Raw genomic sequence first — 25,725 nt, forward strand, 5'->3', positions numbered from 1 at the left:
CCATCCAGGAGACAACCGGCCCGACAGACAGGATGGGGCGGGAAGAGTGGGTGGCTGCCACGTCTCCTCCTCCCCCCCCCCCCCCCCCCCCCCCCCGCCCATCTCGTCACGTCGAAGTCACTCGCGACCGGGAGGGTCGCTCAGCCGATCGCTCGGCCGACGACTCAGCCGATCACTCGGCCGCCGCGCGGGCGGCCATGCGGGCCTTGCGGGCGGCGAGCTTCTCGTCGAACTTGCTGGCCTCGGAGTCCAGGCCGTTCATGTACAGCCCCAGCTCCTCCTGCGCCTGCAGGCCCTCCGGCCCGAGGCCCTCGATCTGGAGGACCTTCAGGAAGCGGAGGACGGGCTGGAGCACGTCGTCGTGGTGGATGCGCATGTTGTAGATCTCGCCGATCGCCATCTGCGCCGCCGCCCGCTCGAAGCCGGGCATGCCGTGTCCGGGCATCCGGAAGTTGACCACGACGTCCCGCACGGCCTGCATGGTCAGGTCGGGGGCGATCTCGAAGGCCGCGCCGAGCAGGTTGCGGTAGAAGACCATGTGCAGGTTCTCGTCGGTGGCGATCCGGGCCAGCATCCGGTCGCAGACGGGGTCGCCGGACTGGTGGCCGGTGTTCCGGTGCGAGATGCGGGTGGCGAGCTCCTGGAAGGCGACGTACGCCACGGAGTGCAGCATCGAGTGGCGGTTGTCGGACTCGAAGCCCTCGCTCATGTGCGCCATCCGGAACTGCTCCAGCTTGTCCGGGTCGACGGCGCGCGAGGCGAGCAGGTAGTCGCGCATCACGATGCCGTGCCGGCCCTCCTCGGCGGTCCAGCGGTGCACCCAGGTGCCCCAGGCGCCGTCACGGCCGAAGAGGCTGGCGATCTCGTGGTGGTAGCTCGGGAGGTTGTCCTCGGTCAGCAGGTTGACGACGAGGGCGATCTTGCCGATGTCGGTCACCTTGGACTGCGCCGGGTCCCAGGCCTCCCCGTCCTCGAAGAAGCCGGGGAAGTTGCGGGCGTCGGACCACGGCACGTACTCGTGCGGCATCCAGTCCTTGGTGACCTTCAGGTGCCGGTTGAGCTCCTTCTCCACGACCTCTTCCAGCGCGTAGAGCAGCCGCGCGTCGGTCCACCCTGTCGAGCTGCCGAGGTGGGGAGAGGTGAGCGTCACGGGGACTCCTGGGGACGGAGAGGGGGCATACGGGCATACCTACGAATCCGTAGGTTACGAGACCGTAGGTTAAGGCTCCGTAAGGCGTCGGCCAAGCCCGTCCAGGCGATGTCCGGTTACGTTCCGTTATGTTCGCTGCTCCGGTGGGGTGCCGGAGACGCAGGTCACGTCCCGGGTGCTGTGTTTCGGGCCTTCGGACGACTACGCAGAGCGGATGCCCGGCGGCTCGGCGCAGTCGGCCGATGGCCCGAAGCGGATGGCTTTCCGGCGCTGGGACGGTGGTTCACGGCCCGAAGCGGATGGCTTTCCGGCGCTCGGACGGTGGTTCACGGCCCGAAGCGGATGGCTTTCCGGCCCTCGGACGGTGGCAAGCCGTCGGTCGGCGCGGACGGTCCGCCGTGGCGCGGTTCGACCCGCTCGGAGCGCGCCGGGACGAGCTCCGGCGGGGAGCCGAGCCCAGGGCGGGGCTCGGGGACGGGCTCCGCATCGGTCCTACCGCGTGCCCGACACCGCACCCCGCACGTCCTCCGCCGTCGTCGGCCGCAGCTCGCCGTCGAGCAGCAGCCAGCGGGTGATCCCCAGCGACTCCAGGAACGTCACGTCGTGGCTCGCCACGATCAGTGCCCCTTCGTACGCGTCGAGGGCCGCCGTCAGCTTCCGTACCGACGCCATGTCGAGATTGTTCGTCGGCTCGTCCAGCATCAGCAGCTGGGGAGCCGGCTCCGCGAGGAGCAGCGCCGCGAGCGTCGCCCGGAAACGCTCCCCGCCCGACAGGGTGCCGACGGGCTGATCCGCCCGGGTCCCCCGGAACAGGAACCGTGCCAGCCGCGCCCGGATCGTGTTCCCCGTCGCCGTGGGCGCGAAGCGTGCCACGTTCTCCACCACGCTCAACCCGTCGTCGAGGACGTCGAGCCGCTGCGGCAGGAAGCGGAGCGGCACCCGCGCCTCCGTCTCGCCCGACACCGGGTCGAGCTCCCCGGCGATCGTCCGCAGCAGCGTCGTCTTCCCGGCGCCGTTCCTGCCGACCAGCGCGATCCGCTCCGGTCCGCGCAGCTCGAACCCGCCTGCCACCCGGGCCCCGTACCGCAGCTCCAGGTTCCGCAGGAACAGCACCTCACGACCCGGTGGCACCGAGGTGCGCGGCAGTTCGACGCGGATCTCGTCGTCGTCCCGCACCGCCTCCACCGCGGCGTCGAGCCGCTCCCGGGCCTCCGAGAGGCGCTCGGTGTGCAGCGCCTTGTGCTTGCCGGCCGAGACCTGGGCCTCGCTCCTGCGGTTGTTCGCCACGATCTTCGGAACGACCTTGTTCTCGAAGCTCTTCTGCCCGTACCGCTTCCGGCGGGCCAACTTCATCTGGGAATCGGCGAGTTCCCTCTTCTGTCGCTGCACGTCCGCCTCGGCGACGCGGACCATCCGCTCCGCCGCGTCCTGTTCGGCGGCGAGCGCGGCCTCGTAGTCGGAGTAGGCGCCGCCGTACCAGGTGACGGCGCCGTCGCGGAGATCGGCGATCTGGTCGACGCGCTCCAGGAGTTCACGGTCGTGGCTGACCACGACCAGGACGCCGGACCAGTTCTCCACCGCCTCGTACAGCCGTGCGCGGGCCTGCAGGTCCAGATTGTTGGTCGGTTCGTCGAGGAGCAGCACATCGGGCCGGGCGAGCAGCAGAGCGGCGAGGCGCAGCAGGACGGACTCGCCGCCCGACACCTCGCCGACGGTCCGGTCGAGACCGACGGCGCCGAGCCCGAGCTGGTCGAGGGTGGCGCGCGCCCGTTCCTCGACGTCCCAGTCGTCGGCGAGGGCGGTGAAGTGCTCCTCGGCCGCGTCGCCCGCCTCGATGGCGTGCAGGGCCGCCCGCTTCGCGTCGATGCCGAGGATCTCGTCCACGCGCCGGGAGGTGTCCAGAACCAGGTTCTGGGGGAGGTAGCCGAGTTCGCCGGTCACCCGGACCGTGCCGGATGCCGGGGTCAGCTCGCCGGCGATCAGCTTCAGGAGCGTGGACTTGCCGGAACCGTTGAGTCCGACGAGCCCGGTGCGGCCGGGGCCGACGGCGAGCCGGAAGTCGTCGACGACCTCGGTGCCGTCGGGCCAGGAGAAGGAGAGCGAGGTACAGGTGATGAACGTGGGGTGATGCGCCATGGAGGCCTCCCGGATGCGTGAGCGCAGACGTGACGTGATGCGACGCGTGGAGACACCGGGGCGCGGGCTGTCTGTCGTCAGAACGGCTCGTACGCCGAGGTCGAGATCGGCACACGCGGCACAGGGGGCACGCGCGGCACGGTGTCTCGCAACCTCAGACGAGCAACGTCCTTCTCCGATCGGACGACGACGTGGACGTGATGAACGGTAGGCCGGGAGCGGGGGAGTGGCAAACGAATTACGGGCGGGGCCGTGGGTGGCGCGGGAACGGGTGCCTCCGCATGGACGCGCTGGGTCCTGACGCACGGACGCGCCGAAGTGCTGATGTTGGTGCCGGTGCCGGTGCCGGTGCCGGTGCCGGTGCCGGTGCCGGTGGCAGTGCCAATGCCGGTGCCGATGTCGGTGCCGGGTGCCCCGAGGGAGTCGCTACGGATGCTCGCGCAGCAGCTCCGCCAGATCCTGGTCCCAGTCCAGGTACTGGTGCTCGCGCCCGGCAGGCACCAGGTGCTGCGAGCGCTCCAGGAAGAGGCGCAGTTCCGACGTCCGGACATGGACCATGGCCACGCCCTCCGGGGCGTGGAACTCGACGACCGTGCGGTCGTACCCGTACGGACGGAGGCGTACGTCTCCGACGCCGGCCGGGCGCTCGACGCCCTGGACGAGCAGCTCGCGCGCGAAGGCCCAGGAGACCTCGACGCCCTCCAGGGTCGCCGGAGGAGGGAACGCCATGCTCACGGCGTACGGGTCCTCGCGGTCGTACCGCAGGGTGGCGGGGACGGTCTCCATCCGCGGAGCGGATGCGACCAGACGGGCCTGGACGGCCTGCTCGATGACGGCGGACACGACCGGCTCCTTTCACGCGGACTTCGGATCCCATGCGTCTCCCCGACACCAGGGCACCTGACACCTGACAAGACGAGCGGAGCGGCCGGAACGTGCACTCCGGATGTGCGTGAGCTGCGTCACGGAGGCGGCGGGGGCCGTGCACGGCGGCGCGCCGAACGGATCGCCGCAGGCCGGAAATGGCCGGAAGAGGTCAGCGCTCTTCGGGTTCGCCGTCGTCCGGCTCGGCGCAGGGACCGGAGTGGTCGCAGTACGGCTGGTTTCCGGAGGCTCCGCAGCCGCAGAGCATCACCCGCGTCTCGTGCCGGTCGCCGTACGCGCCGCTCACGAGCAGGTCCCCGCGCATCACGAGCTGACCGGGCGGCGACCGGCGGACGGAGGTGGGGGAGTCGGGGTGTTCGACGGAGCCGTCCGCCGGGTGGTACTGCAGCGCCCCGGAGGGGCAACGACGGACGACCTCCGCCACCAGACCGGCCTCGGCGGCGTCGGGCAGCACCCACGGACGCCGGGAGAGATCGAAGACCTCGGGCAGCCCGTGGACACATTCGGCCGCGTGCAGACACCGGCGCGGCTCGAACGTGACGGTGATGCCCTCGCCCTCGTACTCCTTGAGCTTCGGCGTCTCGTCGGGCGTCCGCTCGCTCGTACGGTCGGTCATGGCATCCAGCCTAGGAACGCCCGGCGGAGGACGCACCCTGGACGGGGAGGGGCCGGGGGGACTAGCTTCCGGCGCCATGACGTCCATGGGGAACACGAGACGAATGATGTCGGTGGGACTGATCGGGGCGGCGCTCGCGCTGACCCTGGCCGCGCCCGCGCGAGCCGGGGAGACCCCCACGGCAGCGGCCGACACGAACACGGCGGGCTGGCAGCTGACGCCGACCGGTACCGACGCGCGCTTCCGCGGGCTCGCGCCCGTCGACCGCAGAACCGCCTGGGCCGCAGGCTCCAAGGGCACGGTGCTGCGCACCACCGACGGCGGCCGGAGCTGGCGAGACGTCTCGCCGCCGGGCGCGGCCGAGCTGGAGTTCCGTGACGTGGAGGCCTTCGACGCCCGCAGGGCCGTCGTCCTCGCCATCGGGGAGGGCGAGGCCTCGCGGGTGCTGCGCACCGAGGACGGCGGTGCCACCTGGACCGAGTCCTTCCGCAACACCGATCCGCGCGCCTTCTACGACTGCATGACCTTCTTCGACCGCCGGCACGGACTCGCCATGAGCGACCCGGTCGACGGCAGGTACCGCATCCTCTCCACCCGCGACGGCGGCCGCTCCTGGCAGGTGCTGCCGAACGCCGGGATGCCGGACGCGCTCCCCGGAGAGGCGGGCTTCGCCGCGAGCGGCCAGTGCCTGGTGTCGTCCGGGCCGCGGGACGTATGGCTGGCGACGGGCGGCGGCGCCACCGCGCGCGTGCTCCACTCCGCCGACCGTGGGCTGACCTGGACCGCCACCGACACGCCGATCCCGGCGGGGGACCCGGCCCGAGGTGTCTTCGGCCTCGCCTTCCGCGACCGTGCGCACGGCATCGCCGTCGGCGGCGACTACCGCAAGGACCAGCCGTCCCCGCAGGCCGGCGCGGTCACCGGGAACGGCGGGCGCGGCTGGCGCGCCTCGGACACGCCGCCGCCCGCGTACCGCTCCGGCGTCGCCTGGCTCCCGCACAGCAGGAACGCGGCGCTCGCCGTGGGCCCGACCGGCACAGACCTCACCACCGACGGCGGCCGCACCTGGCGCACGGTCGACACCGGCTCGTACGACACGGTGGACTGCACGCCGGACGGCTCCTGCTGGGCGGCCGGAGAGAAGGGCCGGATCGCCCGACTCGGCCGTCGCTGAGGGGCGAGGCCGTCAGGAGGGAAGCTGCTCCCGGAACGCGGCGAGCTCTTCGGCGGTCCTGGTCGCGTAGAACTCCGTGATCCGGTACGCGCAGACGCCCTCGACGCTGAACGGGTCGGCCGCCACGATCTTCTCGATCTCCGCGCGGTCGACCCCGGCGGCCAGGATCACGCCGCCGTCGCGCGGGTTCTTACGCCCCGAGGCGACGATGACGCCGGCGGCGTACTGCGCGTCGAGCCACTCGATGTGGGCGTCGAGCAGCGCGTCCACGCGCTCGACCGGCGCGGTGTAGGTCAATTCCAGAACGAACATGGTCGCCAGGCTACCGGGGGAGGTCCGGCCCCCGGCGGCCCGTCCCAGCCCCCGGACGCCGTTCGGAACGCGCCACCCCGCGTCGCCCCGCGCTCTCCGAGCATGGTGCGACACGGGGCTGGGAGCGGGGCGACGGGCGAACATAGGGTGGCCCGCATCATGACGATCATCGAGATTCCGGCGGGCTGGCCCGCCGACGAGCCCGCCGCCCGGGCCGTCCAGCAGGAGTTGCGCGGACGCCTCGTGCGCGACGAGGAAGGGCCCGCGGTCGGCGTAGGCCATGTCACGGGGCTCGACGTGGCCTACGACGACGAGCGCGATCTCGTCGCCGCCGCGGCCGTCGTCCTGGACGCGCGGACCCTGGAGGTGGTGGAGCGGGCCACGGCGGTGGGCCGGGTCTCCTTCCCGTACGTCCCCGGGCTGCTCGCCTTCCGGGAGATCCCGACGGTCCTCGCCGCCCTCGACCGCCTGACCGCCGACCCCGGCCTGCTCGTCTGCGACGGCTACGGCCTGGCCCACCCGCGCCGCTTCGGCCTCGCCAGCCACCTCGGGGTGCTCACGGGCCGGCCGTCGATCGGCGTCGCGAAGAACCCGTTCACCTTCACGTACGAGCAACCCGGCCCGGAACGCGGCGACTTCGCCCCGCTCCTGGCCGCCGGCGAGGAGGTCGGCCGCGCCCTGCGCACCCGGGCCAAGGTGAAACCGGTCTTCGTCTCCGCAGGCCACCGGGTCTCCCTGCCCAACGCCTGCGCCCACGCTCTCCACCTCACCCCTCGCTACCGCATCCCGGAGACGACCCGTCACGCGGACTCCCTGTGCCGCAGCGCACTGAAGGCCGCCCTCGACGAGGCCTGACGCCCGAGGGGTCGCCGTCGCCCGCGCCCTGTCGGGCGGTGCCGGGCCGGTGAGCGGGTTTCAGAGGGGTCTTGCCGGACGCGCGACCACGCGGGCCCGGGAACCGTGCGCACCACGGGCTCCTGCCCGGCCGCACGTCACACCTCCCGGGTACGTCGAACGGCAAGCTGAGTACCTGTACGGATGTCGGCTCGTCCGGGGGAACGGCAGAGTGGGGCGCATGACAACACCCCTTTCCGTTTCGTCGCGTTCCGCCGACCGCGGCCCGAACCCGATCCTCGGCGGCGCCGTTCCGGCCGTCCCCGCCCGGGTCGGCCCCACACCGTACGTACGCGCGGACGGGGCCTCGATGTGATCGGTCGTCTGCGGTGCCTCGTTCTGGACTGTCCCGACGCCTGGGAACTCGCCGACTTCTACCGGCAGTTGATCGGTGGAGAGGTGGAGGACCCCGAGCCCCGGTGGGCCGTCGGCGAGGGGGCCGCCGTGTTGCGTGGCGGCGGCGGTCCCGTGCTCGCCTTCCAGGGAGTGGCCGACCACCGGCCGCCCGTCTGGGGTGCGCCCGAGCAGCAGTTCCATCTCGACGTGCGGGTCGACGACCTCGACGCCGCGCACGAGGCCGTCCTCGCGCTCGGGGCCGAGCCGCTCGACGACGGCGGTGATGACGCGGCCTGGCGGGTCTACGCCGACCCCGCCGGTCACCCCTTCCGTCTCGTACGGCCCTGACCCCTTCCCGTACAGCCGGCCCGCCCCGCTCAGCCCCGGTACGCCACCCGGAAGCGGATGCCCGCAGCCCGCAGCCGCTCGATGAGCGCGTCGCCCATCGCCACCGCCGTCGTCACCTGGCCCGATGTCTTCGGCAGCGGGTCGAAGGCGAGGCTGAGCGCCGACTCGGCGAGCATCTTCGCCGTCTCGTCGTACCCCGGGTCACCGCCCGAGACCTCGGTGAACACCCGGCGTCCGCCGCCCTCGCCGACGAAACGCACCGAGAACCAGCTGCGGGCCCGCCGCTCGGCGGACGGGCCCTGCCCCGCCTGGTATCGCTCCATCAGCCACGAGCGGACCGGGGGCAGTTGGGCCGCCGCCACGCTCGCACCGATGGCCGCGGTGCCCCCGAGGGCCATCGGGAGCGTCTTCACGGAGGCGTAGTGCCGGTAGCGGAAGTCCGGACCGTACCGGTCGAGGGCCGCCGCCGAACGGGCCACGACCTGCGGGTCGAGCGTCGGCAGCGGCAGCGCCCAGGTCCCGGTCTCCCGGCTGAACCGCGGCCCGCTCAGCGGCGCGCGGGCCCTGCGCCCGACCAACCGCGGTTCGTGCAGCCGCCGTTCGTGTGCCGCCCGCAGAATCTCCCGGCCCCGGCCGAACGCGGTCAGTGCGGACGCGAAGGTGCCGCCGGAGAACTGCGCCCCGGCCCGGACGAAGCCGTCCACCCGGAGCGGTACGTCCTCCGGCAGTTGCTGGACGGTGAAGTACGCGCCCAGGTCGTGCGGGACGGAGTCGAAGCCGCAGGCGTGCACGATGCGGGCGCCGGTCTCCCGGGCCCGCGCGTCGTGCCGCACATACGTCAGGTCGACGAACTCGGCCTCGCCGGTCAGGTCCAGATAGTCCGTTCCCGCCTCGGCGCACGCGCCGACGAGCCCGTCGCCGTACCAGATGTAGGGGCCGACCGTCGTGGCCACCACCCGGGCGGACTCGGCGAGTTCACGCAGCGATCCGGGGTCGGCGGCGTCCGCGACGACCAGCGGCAGCTCGGCGCAGTGCGGCCACCGGGCGGCGAGCCGCTCGCGCAGCGCAGTGAGCGCGGCCCGGTTGCGCCCCGCGAGCGCCCAGCGGCACTCCGCCGGCGCGTGTGCGGCCAGATACCCGGCGGTGAGCTCGCCGACGAATCCGGTCGCGCCGAAGAGGACCACGTCGTGAGCCCTGACCGCGTCGGCTCCGCCTTCCCGCCCCGCTCCTGTGTCCCGCCCCGCGTCCGCCCCTGTGTCCATACAGCCCCTCGTTTCGGCCGTACCGCGCCGCCGTGCGCGGTTCTCGTCGTCGGCGGAGGATAGCGGGTCCCACGCCGTCCCTCACCGTCGCCCTACTCCCGAGTACCCCTCTCGGGTAACCGTGAGTACGACCGTCTTCCCGCTCCGGTTATTTCCAAGCGCTTGCTCGGCCGGGGGGCTTGTGCCGAGTGGAACACGTTCCTAGCATCTCCGGTGTTACATCATTGGTGTCACACAGGCCTGGGGGCTCGATGAGCACGACGCACACCGCCGGGAACGGCCCGCTCACCGGGGTACGCGTGGTCGAACTCGCCGGCATCGGCCCCGGCCCCTTCGCCGCGATGCTCCTCGCCGACCTCGGCGCCGACGTCGTCCGCGTCGACCGCCCGGGCGGCCCCGGCCTGGGCATCGACCCGGCCCGCGACCTCACCAACCGGAACAAGCGCTCGGCCGTCGTCGACCTCAAGGCGGCGGACGGCCCCGCCACCGTCCTCGACCTCGTCGAACGCGCCGACATCCTCGTCGAGGGCTACCGGCCCGGCGTGGCCGAACGCCTCGGCGTCGGCCCCGACGTCTGCCTCGCCCGCAATCCGCGCCTCGTCTACGGCCGGATGACCGGCTGGGGTCAGGAAGGGCCCCTCGCCGCGACCGCCGGACACGACATCGGCTACATCGCGATCACCGGCGCCCTCGGCATGATCGGTCCCGACCCCGACGGACCGCCCACCATCCCCGCCAACCTGGTCGGCGACTACGCGGGCGGCTCCCTCTACCTCGTCGTCGGCGTCCTCGCCGCCCTCCAGCACGCCCGCGCGCACGGCGAGGGCCAGGTCGTCGACGCGGCGATCGTCGACGGCACCGCCCACCTCACCACCATGATCCACGGCATGCTCGCCGCCGGCGGCTGGCAGGACAGGCGCGGCGTCAACCTCCTGGACGGCGGCTGCCCCTTCTACGGCGTCTACGAGACCTCCGACGGCGGACACATGGCGGTCGGCGCCCTGGAGGAGCAGTTCTACGCGGAGTTCGTCCGCCTCCTCGGCATCGAGGAGGTCGCCCCCGCCCGCCGCGACTTCGGCCGCTGGCCCGAACTGCGCACGGCCGTCGCCGACCGTTTCCGGAGCCGTACCCGCGAGGAGTGGACGGCCGTCTTCGAGGGCAGCGACGCCTGCGTCGCCCCCGTCCTCTCGATGCGCGAGGCCCCGGCCCACCCCCACCTCGCCGCCCGGGGCACCTTCACCGAGCACGGCGGCATCGCCCAGCCCGCCCCCGCGCCCCGCTTCTCCGCCACCCCCGGCACCCTCCGCAGGGGACCCGCCCTGCCCGGCGCCGACACCGCCGAGGTCGCCCGCGACTGGGCCGTACCCGCCCTCGAGAGCCCGGGCAGGACCCAGGAGTCCGACGCGTGAACCGCCGGGCCCGGACTACCGGGGCAGTCCACCGCGTGAACCGACCGACCCAGACCCAGGAGACCGCCGTATGAAGCGCCAGCTCTACACCGCCGACCACGAGGCCTTCCGGGCCACCGTCCGCACCTTCCTGGAGAAGGAGGTGCTGCCCCACTACGAGCAGTGGGAGAAGGACGGCATCGTCTCCCGCGAGGTCTGGCTCGCCGCGGGCCGGCAGGGCCTCCTCGGCCTCGCCGTCGACGAGGAGCACGGGGGCGGCGGCAACCCCGACTTCCGCTACGCGTCGGTCCTCGCGGAGGAGTTCACCCGGGCCGGCACCCCCGGGTTCGCCATCGGCCTGCACAACGACATCATCGGCCCGTACCTCACCTCGCTCGGCACCGAGGAGCAGAAGCGGCGCTGGCTGCCCGGCTTCTGCTCCGGCGAGACCATCACCGCCATCGCCATGACGGAACCCGGCGCGGGCTCCGACCTCCAGGGCATCCGTACGACCGCCGAGGACCACGGCGACCACTGGATCCTCAACGGTTCCAAGACCTTCATCTCCAACGGCATCCTCGCCGACCTCGTGGTCGTCGTCGCCCGGACCACCCCCGAGGGCGGCGCCCACGGCCTCTCGCTCCTCGTCGTCGAGCGCGGCGCGGAGGGCTTCGAGCGCGGCCGGAACCTCGACAAGATCGGCCAGAAGTCCCAGGACACCGCCGAACTCTTCTTCAACGACGTCCGCGTCCCCAAGGAGAACCTGCTCGGCGAGCTCAACGGCGCGTTCGTCCACCTGATGACCAACCTCGCCCAGGAACGGATGGCCATCGCCGTCGCCGGCATCGCCGCCGCCGAGCACCTCCTGGAGATCACCACCACGTACGTCAAGGAGCGCGAGGCCTTCGGACGTCCGCTCTCCCGGCTCCAGCACATCCGCTTCGAGATCGCCGAGATGGCCACCGAGTGCGCCGTCACCCGTACGTTCATCGACCGCTGCATCGAGGAGCACAGCGATCCGGACGGGGCCGGACTCGACGCCGTCCACGCCTCCATGGCCAAGTGGTGGGCGACCGAGCTCCAGAAGCGGGTCGCCGACCGCTGTCTGCAACTGCACGGCGGGTACGGCTACATGAGCGAATTCCCGGTCGCGCGCGCCTACACCGACGGCCGGATCCAGACCATCTACGGCGGCACGACCGAGATCATGAAGGAGATCATCGGCCGTTCCCTCCTCGGCTGACGTCCCGCCTCCCCGTTCCACCCACCCTCATCGCCCTCATCGCGAAAGGCTTCCCGTGAGCACCGAAGCGTACGTGTACGACGCGATCCGCACCCCGCGCGGACGCGGCAAGGCCAACGGCTCCCTGCACGGCACCAAGCCGATCGACCTGGTCGTCGGCCTCATCCGGGAGATCCAGACCCGGAACCCCGGCCTCGACCCGGCCACCATCGACGACATCGTCCTCGGCGTCGTCGGCCCCGTCGGAGACCAGGGCTCCGACATCGCCCGGATCGCCGCCATCGCCGCAGGACTCCCCGACACCGTCGCCGGCGTCCAGGAGAACCGCTTCTGTGCCTCCGGCCTCGAAGCGGTCAACATGGCCGCGATGAAGATCCGCTCCGGCTGGGAGGACCTGGTCCTCGCCGGCGGCGTCGAGTCCATGTCCCGGGTGCCGATGGCATCCGACGGCGGCGCCTGGTTCGCCGACCCGATGACCAACCTGGACACCAACTTCGTCCCGCAGGGCATCGGCGCCGACCTGATCGCCACCATCGAGGGCTTCACCCGCCGCGACGTCGACGAGTACGCCGCCCTCTCCCAGGAGCGTGCCGCGGCCGCCGTCAAGGACGGCCGCTTCACCCGGTCGATCGTCCCCGTGAAGGACCGTGCCGGACTGACCGTCCTCGACCACGACGAGTTCCTGCGGCCCGGCACCACGGCCGACTCCCTCGCCCGGCTCAAGCCCTCCTTCGCCGACATCGGCGAGCTCGGCGGCTTCGACGCCGTCGCCCTGCAGAAGTACCACTGGATCGAGGAGATCGACCACGTCCACCACGCCGGCAACTCCTCCGGCATCGTCGACGGCGCCTCCCTCGTCGCCATCGGCTCGAAGGAGGCCGGCGAGCGCAACGGCCTGACCCCGCGCGCGCGGATCGTCTCGGCCGCCGTCTCCGGCTCCGAGCCGACCATCATGCTGACCGGCCCCGCGCCGGCCGCCCGCAAGGCCCTCGCCAAGGCCGGCCTCACCATCGACGACATCGACCTGGTCGAGATCAACGAGGCCTTCGCCGCCGTCGTCCTGCGGTTCGTCAAGGACATGGGCATCACCCTGGACAAGGTCAACGTCAACGGCGGCGCCATCGCGCTCGGCCACCCCCTCGGCGCCACCGGCGCGATGATCCTCGGCACCCTCGTCGACGAGCTGGAGCGGCAGGACAAGCGCTACGGCCTGGCCACCCTCTGCGTCGGCGGCGGCATGGGCATCGCCACCGTCGTCGAGCGCGTCTGACCGTCCCGTCCGAACCCCTCTTCACGGATCCACGGAGAAGCAGAGACATGAGCGAGAGCACCACCATCCGCTGGGAGCAGGACGCGACCGGGATCGTCACCCTCGTCCTCGACGACCCGAACCAGTCCGCCAACACCATGAACCAGGCCTTCCGGGCCTCGATCACCGCGATCGCCGACCGCATCGAGGCCGAGAAGGACTCCATCCGCGGCATCATCTACACCTCCGCGAAGAAGACCTTCTTCGCCGGCGGCGACCTCAAGGACATGGTCCAGGCGGGCCCCGAGCACGCCCAGGACATCTTCGACGGCGCCCTGGAGATGAAGAACGCGCTGCGCCGCATCGAGACCCTCGGCAAGCCCGTCGTCGCCGCCGTCAACGGCGCCGCGCTCGGCGGCGGCTACGAGATCGCCCTCGCCTCCCACCACCGCGTCGCCCTCGACGCCCCCGGCTCCAAGATCGGCCTGCCCGAGGTCACCCTCGGCCTGCTCCCGGGCGGTGGCGGCGTCACCCGTACCGTCCGCCTCATGGGCATCACCGACGCCCTGCTGAAGGTGCTGCTCCAGGGCACCCAGTACGCCCCGAAGCGCGCCCTCGACAACGGCCTCGTCCACGAGGTGGCCACCACCCCCGAGGAGATGATGGCCAAGGCCATCGCCTTCATCGACGCCCACCCCGAGTCCCGGCAGCCCTGGGACGTGCCCGGCTACCGGATCCCCGGCGGCACCCCGTCGAACCCGAAGTTCGCCGCCAACCTCCCCGCCTTCCCCGCCAACCTGCGCAAGCAGCTCAACGGGGCGCCCTACCCGGCGCCGCGCGCCATCATGGCCGCCGCCGTCGAGGGCTCCCAGGTCGACTTCGAGACCGCGGCCGTCATCGAGAGCCGCTACTTCACCGAGCTCGTCGTCGGGCAGACGGCGAAGAACATGATCCAGGCGTTCTTCTTCGACCTCCAGGCCGTCAACTCCGGCGCCAGCCGCCCGAAGGGCATCGAGCCCCGCCCGGTCCGCAAGGTCGCCGTCCTCGGCGCGGGCATGATGGGCGCCGGTATCGCGTACTCCTGCGCCCGCGCCGGCATCGAGGTCGTCCTCAAGGACGTCTCCGCCGAGTCCGCGGCGAAGGGCAGGGCGTACTCCGAGGCGCTCTGCGCCAAGGCGGTCAAGCGCGGCCGTACGACCCAGGAGAAGGCCGACGCCCTCCTCGCCCGGATCACCCCGACCGCGGAGGTCCGGGACCTCGCGGGTTGTGACGCGGTCATCGAGGCGGTCTTCGAGGACACGGCGCTCAAGCACAAGGTGTTCCAGGAGATCCAGGCCGTCGTCGAGCCCGACGCGCTGCTCTGCTCCAACACCTCGACCCTGCCGATCTCCGTCCTCGCCGAGGGCGTGGAGCGGCAGAGCGACTTCATCGGGCTGCACTTCTTCTCGCCCGTCGACAAGATGCCGCTCGTCGAGATCATCAAGGGCGAGCGGACCGGCGACGCGACGCTCGCCCGAGCCTTCGACCTGGTCCGGCAGATCAACAAGACGCCGATCGTCGTCAACGACTCGCGCGGCTTCTTCACCTCCCGGGTGATCGGCCACTTCATCAACGAGGGCGTCGCCATGGTCGGCGAGGGCATCGAGCCCGCCTCCGTCGAGCAGGCCGCCGCGCAGGCCGGCTACCCGGCCAAGGTCCTCTCCCTGATGGACGAGCTGACCCTGACCCTCCCGCGGAAGATCCGCAACGAGACGAAGCGGGCGATCGAGGAGGCCGGCGGAACCTGGACCAGCCACCCGGGCGAGGCCGTGATCGACCGCATGGTCGACGAGTTCGGGCGGCCCGGACGCAGCGGCGGCGCGGGGTTCTACGAGTACGGCGAGGACGGCAGGCGCGGCAAGCTCTGGCCCGGCCTGCGCGAGCACTTCGCCAAGCCCGGGTACGAGATCCCGTTCCGCGACATGCAGGAGCGGATGCTGTTCTCCGAGGCGCTGGACACCGTCCGGCTCCTGGAGGAGGGCGTTCTCGCCTCGGTCGCCGACGCCAACATCGGCTCCATCATGGGTATCGGCTTCCCGGCCTGGACGGGCGGCATCCTTCAGTACATCAACGGCTACGAGGGCGGGCTGCCCGGCTTCGTCGCCCGCGCGCGCGAGCTGACGGAGACGTACGGCGAGCGGTTCACCCCGCCCGCGCTCCTGGTGGAGAAGGCCGAGCGGGGCGAGGTCTTCACCGACGCGTGACGTCCCCCGGGGTCGGCGCCCGGCCGACCCCTTCACCGGCGCCCGAACGCCGTCCTCACCGGCGCCTGAACGCCGTCCTCAGCTCCTCGCTCAGCGAGCGCTGGAAGGCCGTGAGGAGGGCCTGGACCACCATCGGCTGCATGTGCGCCGAGAGCGACCTCATCGCGCTCAGGTGGTCCGGGTCCTCCCCGCTCTCCCGGTACGGGCTCCACACCTCGTCCCGGAAGAGCCGGGAGAGCTCCTGCGCGGCCGCGCGCGCGTGCTCCAGGAGAACGGTGCGGGAGGCGAGGATCGTCTCGTGCTCGATGGGCACGTCGAGCAGCTCGACGCCGAGCCTCAGCAGGGCCCCGTCGAGACGGAAGGTGTCGTCGTCGGCGGTCCGGTCGAGCACCCCCATCGCGGCCAGCCGGTCCACGTCCCGCTCGGTCAGCTCCCGCCCGGCCCGTCGCTCCAGCTCCCGGCGGGTGATGGACTCCGCGGACTCCGGCGCCCAGGAGGCCACCAGGGCCCGGTGGATCGCCAGGTCCTGCGCGCTGAGGTCGGGCGGCAGCTGCTCCAGGTACCGCTCGATCGCGGCCAGCGTCATCCCCTGCCGCTGGAGCTCCTCGATGAGCGCGAGCCGCGACAGATGGCCCTGCCCGTAGTGCCCGACCCGGCGCGCCCCGATGACGGGCGGCGGCAGGAGTCCGCGGGTCCCGTAGAACCGTACGGTCCGCACCGTGACGCCGGCCCGTGCGGCCAGCTCGTCGACGGTGTAGCTGGGCCCGCCCTCCTCGTCGCTCCCGACGTCCATCCGAGGTGCCTCGCTTCCGATCCACAGCCGAATCCGGCCGCTGAGGCCGACCGGGACAGTATTGCTGTCTCACCAGAGCTGTAAAAGACCGTTCACGGTTCCGTCCACGGTTCCGTCCGTGGTCGTCGTCCGCCGGCTCGAGGTCGGCCACATCCTCGGCGTGGGCCGGGAACGGGGCGCTGTCGGACCCACCCCGTAGCGTGATCGTCATGAACGGGATCACGTACGTCCGGGGGGACGCGACCGCGCCGCACGGCAAGGGCATCAAGATCGTCGCGCACGGCTGCAACGATCTCGGGGGCTGGGGGAAGGGCTTCGTCCTGGCGATCTCACGCCGCTGGGTCGAGCCGGAGACGGCCTACCGTCGGTGGCACCGCGAGCGCGCGCACAACGACTTCGGCCTCGGCGCCGCGCAGTTCGTCCAGGTCGAGCCGTACATCTGGGTGGCCAACCTGGTGGGCCAGCGAGGGATGCGCACCGGGCGCAGCACCGGCGTGCCCGTCCGGTACGAGGCGATCGACTCCGCCCTCGGGCTGCTCGCCGACAAGGCGGCCGCCCTGGGCGCCTCCGTGCACATGCCGCGCATCGGCTGCGGGCTCGCGGGAGGCTCCTGGGAGCGGGTCGAGCCCCTCGTGGTCCGGCGGCTCGTGGAGCGGGGGACACCGGTCACCGTGTACGACTTCGGCGCGTAACGGGCGGTGGGGCGGGGTGTCGTGGGGAACGTCGGTGCAGGGGGCTAGAGTCGGCCGCTGTTCGAACTGGGGGAACGGGAACAGGGGAGTCAGATGTACACGCAAATCAGGGAGACGGCCGACGAGTTGGCCAGAATCCTGTGGCGGGAGCACACCGTCTACCGGGAGCGGGGCGGCGGTGTGGTCATCCGGGGCGAGCATGTGCGCCGCTGGATAAGCCTCGGTCCCACCGGGGGCAAGGACCAGGCGCTGCTGCGTGCCGGGCGGCTGCTCGACGGGGGCACCACCGCGCCTGCCCGTACCGAGGTGGTCGTGGACCTGAAGGCCGGGACCGCCGAGCTCGCGGCGGTCTGCCGGCGGATGCTCGCCGAGGTCGCCGCGGCCGCCGAGCCCGCCCCGGCGCAGACGGCGCGCGCGGGACGGACGGTCGGGTCCGGCAGGCCGGGAAAGCCGGGTCGCGCGGCGCGGGCCGCGAGACCCGGCCGGCCCCGCAGAGGGCGTCACACGAGCCTGGGTTCCTTCGTCGTGCTGCTCTGTGTCGCCGGGGTCCTCGGTGCCTGGCTCTACAGCCTCTTCGGCGGCGGATACGGGTACTGACGTCCGTATCCGCCGCCCGCCGGTCGGCTCAGAAGCCGGTGACCGGGTAGTGGTCGCTGAGGTTGGTGTACGTGTAGCTCGTGCCCCAGCTGGAGACCGTCCACGGGGCGCTCTTCTCCAGGACCACGTGGTTGGTCCAGTTCGCGGGCCGGGCGTTCCCCGAGCGGTAGAGGACGTAGTCGAGGTCCTCGCGGGGGTCGTCCGGGTAGCGCTCGGAGGCGATCGAGTTCAGGTCGGTGTCGAAGGAGTACGGGTGGCCGGTGCGGGCGTCGGCCCCCGCCAGGCCCGCGTCGGCGAGCATCGTGCCGTACTCGGGCGTGTGCGAGTCGACGTTCATGTCTCCGGCGACGATCACCTGCTCGTTCGCCGGGATGTTCCGGGCGTCGAGGAAGGCGTCGATCGCCTTGAACTGCCGGCTGCGCATCTGCGCCGCCTCGCCCGCCGAGCAGCCCGGGTCGGTGGACTGGGCGTGGGTGCCGACGACGTGGACCTTGCTGCCGTTCACGTCGAGCACGGCGTACGCGAAGCCCTTGTTCGACCACCAGTCGGCGCCGCAGGCGTCCTTGTAGACGTGCTGCTCCTTGCGGACGATCGGCCACTTGCTGAGGATCGTCACCCCGCCGTCCTCGGGGGTGGTCGAGGAGTAGGAGCCGCCGGTGGCGTCCCAGCCGCTCTTGCTGCGGCCCACGATCGGGGTCTGGTAGGGGTACTGACCTGCGGAGTTCGCCTTGAGAGCGTCCGAGGCGGAGTTGTCGAAGGCCTCCTGGACGACGACGACGTCCTGCCCCTGGTACCAGGGGGCGGCGGGGATCGCCTTGGCCCGGTGGTCCTGGCCCCAGTTCGGGTACAGCGTCTTCGAGAACAGGAACGCGTTGTAGGTGAGCACCTTCAGCCGTGGGGCCTCGGCGGCCGCCCCGGCGGAGGCGGCGGTCGCGCTCGGGGCGGTCGCGGCCAGAGTGGCGGCGGCGAGGGCCAGGGACAGGGCGGCGCCAGGGGCGCGGCGGAGCGCGGCGAGCGACACAGGAACTCCCATGAGGGTGTGGGGGGTTGTGCTGGCGCGGCACATACAATCAGCCGTGGTTACCTTCCGGTAGCCTTTGGGTGCCGGGAATCTGGCCGGGTTCGCACGAAAACGACAACTCTCGTCAGGCAGCCCGAAATGTCGCTTTTTCTAGCAGGTAGAATGCGCGCATGACCCTCGCTTCGAACTCGACTGTCTTCAATATGGACCTTGGTCCGCTCAACCCTGTCTGGGCGGAGCTCATCCTCGGCCTGGTGCTGTTCGCCCTCACCTTCCTCATCCTGGCGAAGGGCATCCTGCCGAAGATCCGGCGCACCCTCGACGAGCGCGAGGACGCCATCGACGGCGGCACCGAGCGCGCCGACGACCTGCGCTCCGAGGCCACGCAGATCCGTGAGCAGTACGAGGCGGAGCTGGCCGAGGCCCGCCACGAGGCCGCCCGTATCCGCGCCAAGGCCGTCGAGGAGGGCTCGGTCGCCATCGCCGCCGCCCGCGCCGAGGGCAACACCGAGCGCGAGTCGATCATCGCCGCCGGTTCCGCGAAGATCGCCGAGGAGCGCGCCGCCGCCGAGCGCGAGCTCAACGCCGATGTCGACGCCTGGGCCCACGCCCTCGCCGCCCGTATCGTCGGCGAGCCGGTCGGCGCCGACCGCGGCTGACCCGTACTCCCCGGAAGGGGCCGTCACCAGGGGCCGAAACGCCCCGGTGACGGCCCCTTCGTCGTGGGTGCAGCCTGGAGTGTGAGGAGAGAGCCCCATGGAGCATGTGACATCAGGCGATCAGGTACCCGTCGGCGGCGATCCGGTGCCGCCGCCCGTCGGCGGCGTGCTGTGGAGCGTCGCCGGAGACGTCCGGGCGCTCCTGATGCTGCCCGCCGCCCTCACGATGCAGGTCGCCCACCCCGCCATCGGCGCCGGCGTCGACGCCCACTCGGTCTTCCGCACCGACCCCTGGGGTCGCGGCGAACGCTCCCTGCGCTCGGTCCAGCTGTGGATCTACGGCGGCGAGGACGCCGCGCGGGAGGGGCGGCGCCTCCGGCAGCTGCACCGAGACATCCAGGGCACCGACGCCCACGGGCGCCGCTACCACGCGCTGACCCCCGCCTACTACTCCTGGGTGCACGCCACCGGCTTCCCCGTCTACGCGCACGGCCTCCGCCTCCTCGCCCGCCCCCTCACCGAGGCACAGGAACGGCAGCTGTACGCCGAGTGGCTCCAGGTCGGCAGGATCCTCGGCATCCACGACCGGGACATGCCACAGACGATCGAGGAGTTCTGGCCGTACTACCGGAAGGTCCTCGCGGACGAGCTGGAGGCGACCGTCGTCGTCCGCGAGCTGCTGGACCCCGACCAGCCCGTGCCCGCCCCCGACCGGGGCCCGCTGCCGCTCCGGCTCGCCCTCCGGCTGCTCTGGCCGGTCCTGCGCCGGCCGTTCCTGCGGCTGCGCGCCTTCCTCACCGTCGGCATGATGCCGCCGGACGCCCGGGAGGCCATCGGACTCACCTGGACGGACGCGCAGGAGCGCGCGCTGCGCCGGTTCGCCCGGGTGGTCCGGCTGGTGGTCCCCGTCCTGCCGGAGCGCCTGCGCTATCTGCCGCAGGCCCGGAAGGCCCGAGCGGCCGCCCGCCGCGCGAGGCGCTGACGGACGGCCGCGGTGACCGGGCCCGACTCGGCCGGGGTGACCGTACGAGCCGGGGTGTCGAAGCCGTACGGCCGGGATGACCGGGTCCGTACGGCGCGACCGGTACGGACCCGGTCACCGCACTCCTCAGTGGCCGCCGTGGCGCTCCGACTCGTGGACCGTGTTCGTCGCCGCGATCTTCTTCCACGACTTCGGCTGGGCCGGCTTCGGCTGTGCGGCCCGCGGCGCCGCCGCACGCGCGGCCGGCGCGGACAGACCGGCCGCCGCCGCGGTCGACGCGGCCGGCTTCGACGGTTCGTACAGCCAGGTGTCGAAGAGCTCTGCCAGCGGCTTGCCGGAGACCTTCTCCGCGTACCGCACGAAGTCGGCGACCCGCGCGTTGCCGTGGGCGAACTTCTGCGGCCAGCCCTTCAGGACGGCGAAGAAGTCCTCGTCGCCGATCTCGTTGCGCAGCGCCTGGAGGGCCAGCGCGCCCCGGTCGTAGACGGCGATGTGGAACTGGTTCTCCGGGCCGGGGTCACCCGGCTTCACCGTCCAGAACGGGTCCTCGGCCGTCCGCGTGGCGTACACGTAGTCCGCCAGCTCCTGCGCCGTGCCCTCGCCCTCCTTCTCCGACCACAGCCACTGGCTGTAGCGGGCGAAGCCCTCGTTGACCCAGATGTCCTTCCAGTCGCGGACGGACACGCTGTCGCCGTACCACTGGTGCGCCAGCTCGTGGACGACCACCGACACGTTGGCGCCGTTGGCGAACTGCCGAGGGCTGTAGAACGGACGGGTCTGCGTCTCCAGCGCGAAGCCGCTCGTCACGTTCGGCACGTACCCGCCGAGGGCGTTGAAGGGATACGGCCCGAAGACCCCCTCCAGCCACTCCGCGACCTCGGTCGTGCGCTCGATCGAGGCGCGTGCCGCACCGTCGTTGTCGCCGAGGTCCTTGCTGTACGCGTTGAGGACCGGCAGCCCGTTCGCCGTCCTGTCCGTCGTGATGTCGAACTTGCCGACGGCCAGCGTGGCCAGGTACGTCGCCTGCGGCTTGTTGGAACGCCAGTTGAAGCGGGTCCAGCCGAGGCGCGAGGACTGCGACTGCAGCACGCCGTTGCTGATGGCCTGCGTGCCGTCCGGCACCGAGACGGAGACGTCGAACGTGGCCTTGTCCAGCGGGTGGTCGTTGGACGGGAACCACCAGGCGGCCGAGTCCGGCTCCTGCGCGGCGACACCGCCGTCGGGGGTGCGGGCCCAGGCGGTCCAGCCGTCGATCTTCACCTCGGAGGGCTTGCCCGCGTAGCGGACGACGATCGAGAGGGACCTGTCCTTCTCCAGCGGGGCGGCCGGGGTGACCTCCAGCTCGTGGGAGCCCGAGGTGGCGAACTTCGCCACGCGGCCGTTGACCCGCACCTCGCTGACCTTCAGACCGAGGTCGAGGTTGAACCGGGAGAGGTTCTGCCGGGTGGTGGCGACGATCGTCGCCGTGCCCTCCAGCAGGTCCGTCGCGGGCTGGTACGTCAGACGCAGGTCGTAGTGGGAGACGTCGTAGCCGCCGTTGCCACTGGTGGGGTAGTAGGAGTCGCCGATGCCCGGGGCCCCAGGTGTGAAGTCGGCCGCCGATGCCGGGATCGCCAGCAGCAGGGAGGCCGCGAGGGCGCTCGGAACGATGATTCTGCGGTGCACAGGTGCTCCCCAAGTCATAAGAAAGTAAGACGCGCGGGTGGTCGTCGGTCCTTAGTCCGGACACTATTCAGAGCCCCGACGCACCGTCACGTCCAGAGGACCCCCTGTCACACGATCGCCATTCGGCCGACATGAACCCATCCGGCTCTGGAATCAACCGGAATCACCCCTGATTGCCTCCGGCACTCTTTTGCACGGGAGTTGACCGGGGTACGTTCCCGCCCATGCCGATGCGAATGCGGAGAACCCGCGGAGCCCGACTGCCGTACGGAACCCTTGTGGCCGCGGCCACGGCCGCCCTCCTCGCGACCCTGGTCACGCCCGCCGGCGCGCAGCCGGAGCCCGCCGGGTCCGTGGCGTCCGCCGGGTTCGCGGGGCAGCCCGCGACCCTCGCGACGGCGGCACGGGAGTCCCGGCCCGTCCACTCGTACTCCGACGCCGTCCGCGAGTCCGTCTGGGTCGACACCGGGCTCGACGGCGACGGCGACGGGCGGGCGGACCGGGTCGCCGTCGACATCGTCCGCCCCCGGGAGACCGCCGCAGCCGGCCGGAAGGTCCCGGTCATCATGGACGCCAGCCCGTACTACGCCTGCTGCGGACGGGGCAACGAGAGCCAGAAGAAGACCTACGACGCCGACGGGAACCCGGTCGGGTTCCCGCTGTTCTACGACAACTTCTTCGTCCCGCGCGGGTACGCGTTCGTCGCGGTCGACCTCGCCGGCACCAACCGCTCCGACGGCTGCGACGACGTCGGCGGCCGCTCCGACGTCCAGTCGGCCAAGGCCGTCGTCGACTGGCTGAACGGCCGGGCCCGCGGCTACACCTCCCGTACCGGTGAGGCCCGGTCCCGCGCCACCACGTGGAGCACCGGGAACGTCGGCATGATCGGCAAGAGCTGGGACGGCACCATCGCCAACGGCGTCGCCGCCACCGGCGTCGAAGGGCTGAGAACGATCGTCCCGATCGGCGCCATCTCCTCCTGGTACGACTACTTCCACTCCCAGGGCGCCCCGCTGTACGACGCCAACCCGAGCTGGCTCTCCGCGTACGTCAACAGCCCCGAGGCGCAGGCCCGCTGCGGGGCCGTCCAGGACCGCATCACCGCCGGCACCCCGTACAGCGGCGACCGCACGGCCGCCTGGACCGAGCGTGACCACGTACGGAACGCCGCCAGGGTGAAGGCGAGCGTCTTCGTCGTGCACGGCCAACAGGACCTCAACGTGCGCGCCAACCAGTTCGGCCGGTGGTGGGACGCCCTCGGTGCCCAGGGAGTCGAGCGGAAGATCTGGCTCTCCCAGACCGGTCACGTCGACCCCTTCGACTTCCGGCGCGCCGACTGGGTCCGCACCCTGCACCGCTGGTTCGACCACTACCTCCTCGGCTACGAGAACGGCATCGACCGCGAACCGGTCGCCGACATCGAGCGCGCCCCGGACCGCTGGACCACCGACCGCCAGTGGCCGCCGCGCGGCACCACCGACACCACCCTGCGCCCCGCCCCCGGCGCGGCGCCCGGGCCCGGCGTCCTCGGCCGTGTGCCCGCCGCCTCCGGCTCCACCGCCGCCTTCACCGACGACCCCGGTCTCGGCGAGCTCGACTGGGCGGCCGGGATCGACGGCGCGACCCCCGAGAAGGCCGGGTTCGTCACCCGTCCCCTCTCCCGCGACCTGCGGATCTCCGGCTCCTCGAAGGTGACGGTCACCGCCACCCCGACCACCGCCACCGCGCACCTCTCCGCCGTTCTCGTGGACCTCGGACCGGACACGATCCGCGACTACGGGGCCGCGGGCGAGGGCATCACCACCCTCACCGACCGCACCTGCTGGGGCGCGAGCACCGCCGGTGACAGCGCCTGCTTCAAGGAGACCGAGGCGCGCACGACGGACGTCAAGTACACGGTCGTCAGCCGTGGCTGGGCCGACCTCGGGACCTGGGCCGACCCGGGCAGGGAACGCCCGCTGACCCCCGGCAGGACGTACGCGATGACCCTGGACCTCGCCGCCGCCGACCACGTCGTCCCGGCCGGCCACCGGCTCGCCCTGATCGTCGGCGGCACCGACAAGGACCTGCTCGACCCTCCGTCGACCACCCCGACCCTGACCCTCGACCTCGCCCGCACCTGGGCGAAGCTGCCGCTGGTCGGCGGCGCCGCGGCCTTCGGCCGGGCCACCTCGGGTCCGTACCAGGCCGTGCCCTCGCTCACCCCCGTCGCCCCCTCGCTGATCGGTGCCGCACCGCCGGCCGCCGTCGCCGGTCCGCGCCTGCCGGGAATCGGAGTCGCCCGATGAACCCCCGTACCGCACACCGGAGTTCCCGGCGTGCCCTCGCCCTCGTGGCGGGCGCCGCCGCCCTCGCGCTGCCGCTCGTCACCGTCCCGGCGAAGGCGGCGGACAGCGCGCCCGTGAAGCCGCTGCCGCGCACCGGGTTCGAGAGGAGCGGGGGCGCCCGATGGACCACCGAGGCCGAGGAGCGGGACTTCCTCGCGGCCGTCGACCGGGCCGGTGCACGGCTCTCGATGCGGGTCGTCGGCACCACCGCCCAGGGGCGCCCGCTCCGGCTCGCCACCCTCGGTACGGGCCGCACCACGGTGCTGCTCGTCTGCAGCCAGCACGGTGACGAGCCCGCGGGCCGGGAGGCCTGTCTGAGCACGGTGCGCGACCTCGCCCACGCCCAGGACCGGGAGACCCTGCGCTTCCTCGCCCGGACGACCCTCCTCGTCGTGCCCACCGCCAACCCCGACGGCCGGGAGGCCGACACCCGGGGCAACGCCGACGGCATCGACATCAACCGGGACCACATCGCCCTGCGCACAGCCGAGGCGCGCGCGGTCGCCGCCGTCATCCGCGACCGGCGCCCCGAACTCGTCTACGACCTGCACGAGTACGGTGCCACTCCCCAGTACTACGACAAGGACCTGCTCGCCCTCTGGCCGCGCAGCCTCGACGCCGACCCGCACGTCCACGACGAGTCCCGGACCCTCTCCGAGGAGTACGTCCGCCCCGCCGCCGGGCTCGCCGGATACAGCAGCGGTGTCTACGGCATCTGGACCGATCCCCTCACCGGCAAGCCGATCAAGCAGGTCGCGGGCGACGGGCAGGAGCGGATCCTGCGGAACACCGTCGGGATCAAGCACTCCGTGGGCCTGCTCGTGGAGACCCGGGTGGACGCCTTCGACGAGGCCGAGCAGAACGACCCGGCCCTCAACCACCGACGTCGGGTCGCCACCCAACACGCAGCCCTGGAAGGTGCCTTCGACTACCTCGACGAGCGGCGCGGACCCCTCACGGCGGCCACCTCCGCGGCCCGGCGCGCCGGATACGCCGACCAGGGCCCGGTCTTCCTCGGCGGAGCCGACAACGACCCGCCGGAGCCGTCGGAGATCCTCGCCGACCCGCCCTGCGGCTACCGGCTGTCCGCCGCGCAGTACGGGGAGGTGGGCGACGAACTCGCCCTGCACGGAGTCGCCGTGCGGCACCAGGGCGAGGGAGTGCTGGTCCCGCTCGCGCAGTCGCGGCGCGCGCTCGTGCCGCTGCTCCTGGACGGACGGGCGACCTATCACCTCGTCAGTGGGAGTCCTGCGGAGGAGTGTTGACGATCACGTGCCGTTCGGACCGAGGTGGCGTGAATCGATCGTTTGCCGAGGTAAAGTTACCCACTGGTACTGACCATGCCTCGAACAGGTCCCCACGGCCTGGAAGTTGGAGAACACCATGCGCACCACCACGACCGCACGTCGTGTCCTCACGTCCGTGCTCGCCACGACGCTGCTCGCCGGCGGCGTGCTGCTCGGCCAGACGGTGACCGCCGAGCCCGCGGCTGCGGCCAAGATGACCTGCAACATCGGCCAGCTGCGGCACGACGCCAACAAGGAGCGCAACCGCGCCGCGCAGCTCAGGGGCCTCGGCGCCCACGCGGAGGCCCGCAAGGCCCTCGCCCACGCCAACGCCCTGGAGACGCGCGCCCGCCAGTGCGAGGACGCGGAGAACAACAACAAGCCGCCGCTCTGGAAGTAGGAGAACGCACCGGGGAAGCGATCCGGTGAGCAAACGCGGGGCGGGTGCTGTCCGAATCGACAGCATC

24 protein-coding genes are annotated in these 25,725 nt (G+C 72.1%); 15 read left to right on the forward strand and 9 right to left on the reverse strand.

Annotated elements, in window-relative coordinates; translation table 11 throughout:
• Nucleotides 1–172: 172 nt before the first annotated feature.
• From ACZ4XX_RS07635 to ACZ4XX_RS07650, 4 genes are all read right to left on the reverse strand, one after another.
• Entirely contained in the window at nt 173–1,150 is a 978-nt protein-coding gene (locus ACZ4XX_RS07635; RefSeq protein WP_468507017.1) for an acyl-ACP desaturase, read from the reverse strand.
• A gap of 492 nt (nt 1,151–1,642) precedes the next feature.
• A complete protein-coding gene (locus ACZ4XX_RS07640; protein WP_468507018.1) occupies nt 1,643–3,286 on the reverse strand; it encodes an ABC-F family ATP-binding cassette domain-containing protein in 1,644 nt (547 codons plus the stop codon).
• A gap of 426 nt (nt 3,287–3,712) precedes the next feature.
• Nucleotides 3,713–4,129, reverse strand: a complete 417-nt coding sequence (ssgD, locus tag ACZ4XX_RS07645) for a spore wall synthesis regulator SsgD (RefSeq protein ID WP_229313581.1) — start codon at nt 4,127–4,129, stop codon at nt 3,713–3,715.
• A gap of 193 nt (nt 4,130–4,322) precedes the next feature.
• The gene (locus ACZ4XX_RS07650; protein ID WP_468507019.1) at nt 4,323–4,787 is read right to left on the reverse strand and encodes a (4Fe-4S)-binding protein; all 465 of its coding nucleotides are present in this window, start codon (nt 4,785–4,787) and stop codon (nt 4,323–4,325) included.
• A gap of 76 nt (nt 4,788–4,863) precedes the next feature.
• Here ACZ4XX_RS07650 and ACZ4XX_RS07655 point away from each other — a divergent pair, with 76 nt between their 5' ends.
• On the forward strand, nt 4,864–5,961 hold the full coding sequence (locus ACZ4XX_RS07655; protein WP_468507020.1) for a WD40/YVTN/BNR-like repeat-containing protein: 1,098 nt from the start codon (nt 4,864–4,866) through the stop codon (nt 5,959–5,961).
• A 12-nt stretch (nt 5,962–5,973) separates the two neighbouring features.
• Here the strand turns inward: ACZ4XX_RS07655 and ACZ4XX_RS07660 are convergent, their stop codons facing one another.
• A complete protein-coding gene (locus tag ACZ4XX_RS07660; RefSeq protein WP_468507021.1) occupies nt 5,974–6,273 on the reverse strand; it encodes a YciI family protein in 300 nt (99 codons plus the stop codon).
• Between the two features lie 159 nt (nt 6,274–6,432).
• Between ACZ4XX_RS07660 and ACZ4XX_RS07665 the strand changes: the two genes are divergently transcribed.
• The 3 genes from ACZ4XX_RS07665 to ACZ4XX_RS07675 all read left to right on the forward strand — a co-directional run bounded on the left by ACZ4XX_RS07665 (nt 6,433) and on the right by ACZ4XX_RS07675 (nt 7,851).
• Entirely contained in the window at nt 6,433–7,128 is a 696-nt protein-coding gene (locus ACZ4XX_RS07665; protein WP_468507022.1) for an endonuclease V, read from the forward strand.
• A gap of 220 nt (nt 7,129–7,348) precedes the next feature.
• Entirely contained in the window at nt 7,349–7,483 is a 135-nt protein-coding gene (locus ACZ4XX_RS07670; RefSeq protein WP_468507023.1) for a hypothetical protein, read from the forward strand.
• Entirely contained in the window at nt 7,480–7,851 is a 372-nt protein-coding gene (locus ACZ4XX_RS07675; protein WP_468507024.1) for a VOC family protein, read from the forward strand. The genes ACZ4XX_RS07670 and ACZ4XX_RS07675 overlap by 4 nt, the downstream gene beginning before the upstream one ends.
• 29 nt (nt 7,852–7,880) lie before the next feature.
• Here ACZ4XX_RS07675 and ACZ4XX_RS07680 read toward each other — a convergent pair whose 3' ends face one another.
• Entirely contained in the window at nt 7,881–9,113 is a 1,233-nt protein-coding gene (locus ACZ4XX_RS07680; protein WP_468507025.1) for a saccharopine dehydrogenase family protein, read from the reverse strand.
• A 251-nt stretch (nt 9,114–9,364) separates the two neighbouring features.
• Here ACZ4XX_RS07680 and ACZ4XX_RS07685 point away from each other — a divergent pair, with 251 nt between their 5' ends.
• From ACZ4XX_RS07685 to ACZ4XX_RS07700, 4 genes are all read left to right on the forward strand, one after another.
• Nucleotides 9,365–10,522 carry a CaiB/BaiF CoA transferase family protein gene (locus ACZ4XX_RS07685; protein ID WP_468507026.1) on the forward strand — a complete coding sequence of 386 codons (1,158 nt, stop codon included), beginning with the start codon at nt 9,365–9,367 and terminating at the stop codon, nt 10,520–10,522.
• Nucleotides 10,523–10,592: 70 nt separating this feature from the next.
• The gene (locus ACZ4XX_RS07690; protein ID WP_468507027.1) at nt 10,593–11,744 is read left to right on the forward strand and encodes an acyl-CoA dehydrogenase family protein; all 1,152 of its coding nucleotides are present in this window, start codon (nt 10,593–10,595) and stop codon (nt 11,742–11,744) included.
• A gap of 55 nt (nt 11,745–11,799) precedes the next feature.
• On the forward strand, nt 11,800–13,014 hold the full coding sequence (locus ACZ4XX_RS07695; protein ID WP_468507028.1) for an acetyl-CoA C-acetyltransferase: 1,215 nt from the start codon (nt 11,800–11,802) through the stop codon (nt 13,012–13,014).
• Nucleotides 13,015–13,061: 47 nt separating this feature from the next.
• Nucleotides 13,062–15,236: a 3-hydroxyacyl-CoA dehydrogenase NAD-binding domain-containing protein gene (locus ACZ4XX_RS07700; protein ID WP_468507029.1), complete on the forward strand. Its 2,175-nt coding sequence runs from the start codon at nt 13,062–13,064 to the stop codon at nt 15,234–15,236.
• Nucleotides 15,237–15,291: 55 nt separating this feature from the next.
• Here the strand turns inward: ACZ4XX_RS07700 and ACZ4XX_RS07705 are convergent, their stop codons facing one another.
• Nucleotides 15,292–16,029 carry a MerR family transcriptional regulator gene (locus tag ACZ4XX_RS07705; RefSeq protein ID WP_468507030.1) on the reverse strand — a complete coding sequence of 246 codons (738 nt, stop codon included), beginning with the start codon at nt 16,027–16,029 and terminating at the stop codon, nt 15,292–15,294.
• Nucleotides 16,030–16,238: 209 nt separating this feature from the next.
• Between ACZ4XX_RS07705 and ACZ4XX_RS07710 the strand changes: the two genes are divergently transcribed.
• A complete protein-coding gene (locus tag ACZ4XX_RS07710; RefSeq protein WP_468507031.1) occupies nt 16,239–16,721 on the forward strand; it encodes a macro domain-containing protein in 483 nt (160 codons plus the stop codon).
• A 93-nt stretch (nt 16,722–16,814) separates the two neighbouring features.
• On the forward strand, nt 16,815–17,318 hold the full coding sequence (locus ACZ4XX_RS07715) for a hypothetical protein (protein ID WP_468507032.1): 504 nt from the start codon (nt 16,815–16,817) through the stop codon (nt 17,316–17,318).
• A gap of 28 nt (nt 17,319–17,346) precedes the next feature.
• Here the strand turns inward: ACZ4XX_RS07715 and sph are convergent, their stop codons facing one another.
• Complete coding sequence (gene sph / locus ACZ4XX_RS07720) at nt 17,347–18,351, reverse strand: sphingomyelin phosphodiesterase (protein WP_468507033.1); 1,005 nt, start codon at nt 18,349–18,351, stop codon at nt 17,347–17,349.
• Between the two features lie 158 nt (nt 18,352–18,509).
• On the opposite strand from sph, the gene ACZ4XX_RS07725 reads away from it, so the two are divergent.
• Nucleotides 18,510–18,998, forward strand: a complete 489-nt coding sequence (locus ACZ4XX_RS07725) for a F0F1 ATP synthase subunit B family protein (RefSeq protein WP_468507034.1) — start codon at nt 18,510–18,512, stop codon at nt 18,996–18,998.
• A gap of 97 nt (nt 18,999–19,095) precedes the next feature.
• Nucleotides 19,096–19,980, forward strand: a complete 885-nt coding sequence (locus ACZ4XX_RS07730; protein ID WP_468507035.1) for an oxygenase MpaB family protein — start codon at nt 19,096–19,098, stop codon at nt 19,978–19,980.
• A 126-nt stretch (nt 19,981–20,106) separates the two neighbouring features.
• On the opposite strand, the gene ACZ4XX_RS07735 is transcribed toward ACZ4XX_RS07730, so the two are convergent.
• Nucleotides 20,107–21,645, reverse strand: a complete 1,539-nt coding sequence (locus ACZ4XX_RS07735; RefSeq protein ID WP_468507036.1) for a M1 family metallopeptidase — start codon at nt 21,643–21,645, stop codon at nt 20,107–20,109.
• Nucleotides 21,646–21,869: 224 nt separating this feature from the next.
• On the opposite strand from ACZ4XX_RS07735, the gene ACZ4XX_RS07740 reads away from it, so the two are divergent.
• The 3 genes from ACZ4XX_RS07740 (at nt 21,870) to ACZ4XX_RS07750 (ending at nt 25,658) form a co-directional block, all read left to right on the forward strand.
• On the forward strand, nt 21,870–23,933 hold the full coding sequence (locus tag ACZ4XX_RS07740) for a Xaa-Pro dipeptidyl-peptidase (protein ID WP_468507037.1): 2,064 nt from the start codon (nt 21,870–21,872) through the stop codon (nt 23,931–23,933).
• Entirely contained in the window at nt 23,930–25,237 is a 1,308-nt protein-coding gene (locus ACZ4XX_RS07745; protein WP_468507038.1) for a M14 family metallopeptidase, read from the forward strand. The genes ACZ4XX_RS07740 and ACZ4XX_RS07745 overlap by 4 nt, the downstream gene beginning before the upstream one ends.
• Before the next feature lie 118 nt (nt 25,238–25,355).
• Entirely contained in the window at nt 25,356–25,658 is a 303-nt protein-coding gene (locus ACZ4XX_RS07750) for a hypothetical protein (protein ID WP_468507039.1), read from the forward strand.
• The last annotated feature ends 67 nt before the right edge of the window (nt 25,659–25,725 follow it).

The sequence above is a fragment of the Streptomyces sp. NPDC029956 genome (genome assembly GCF_055574655.1).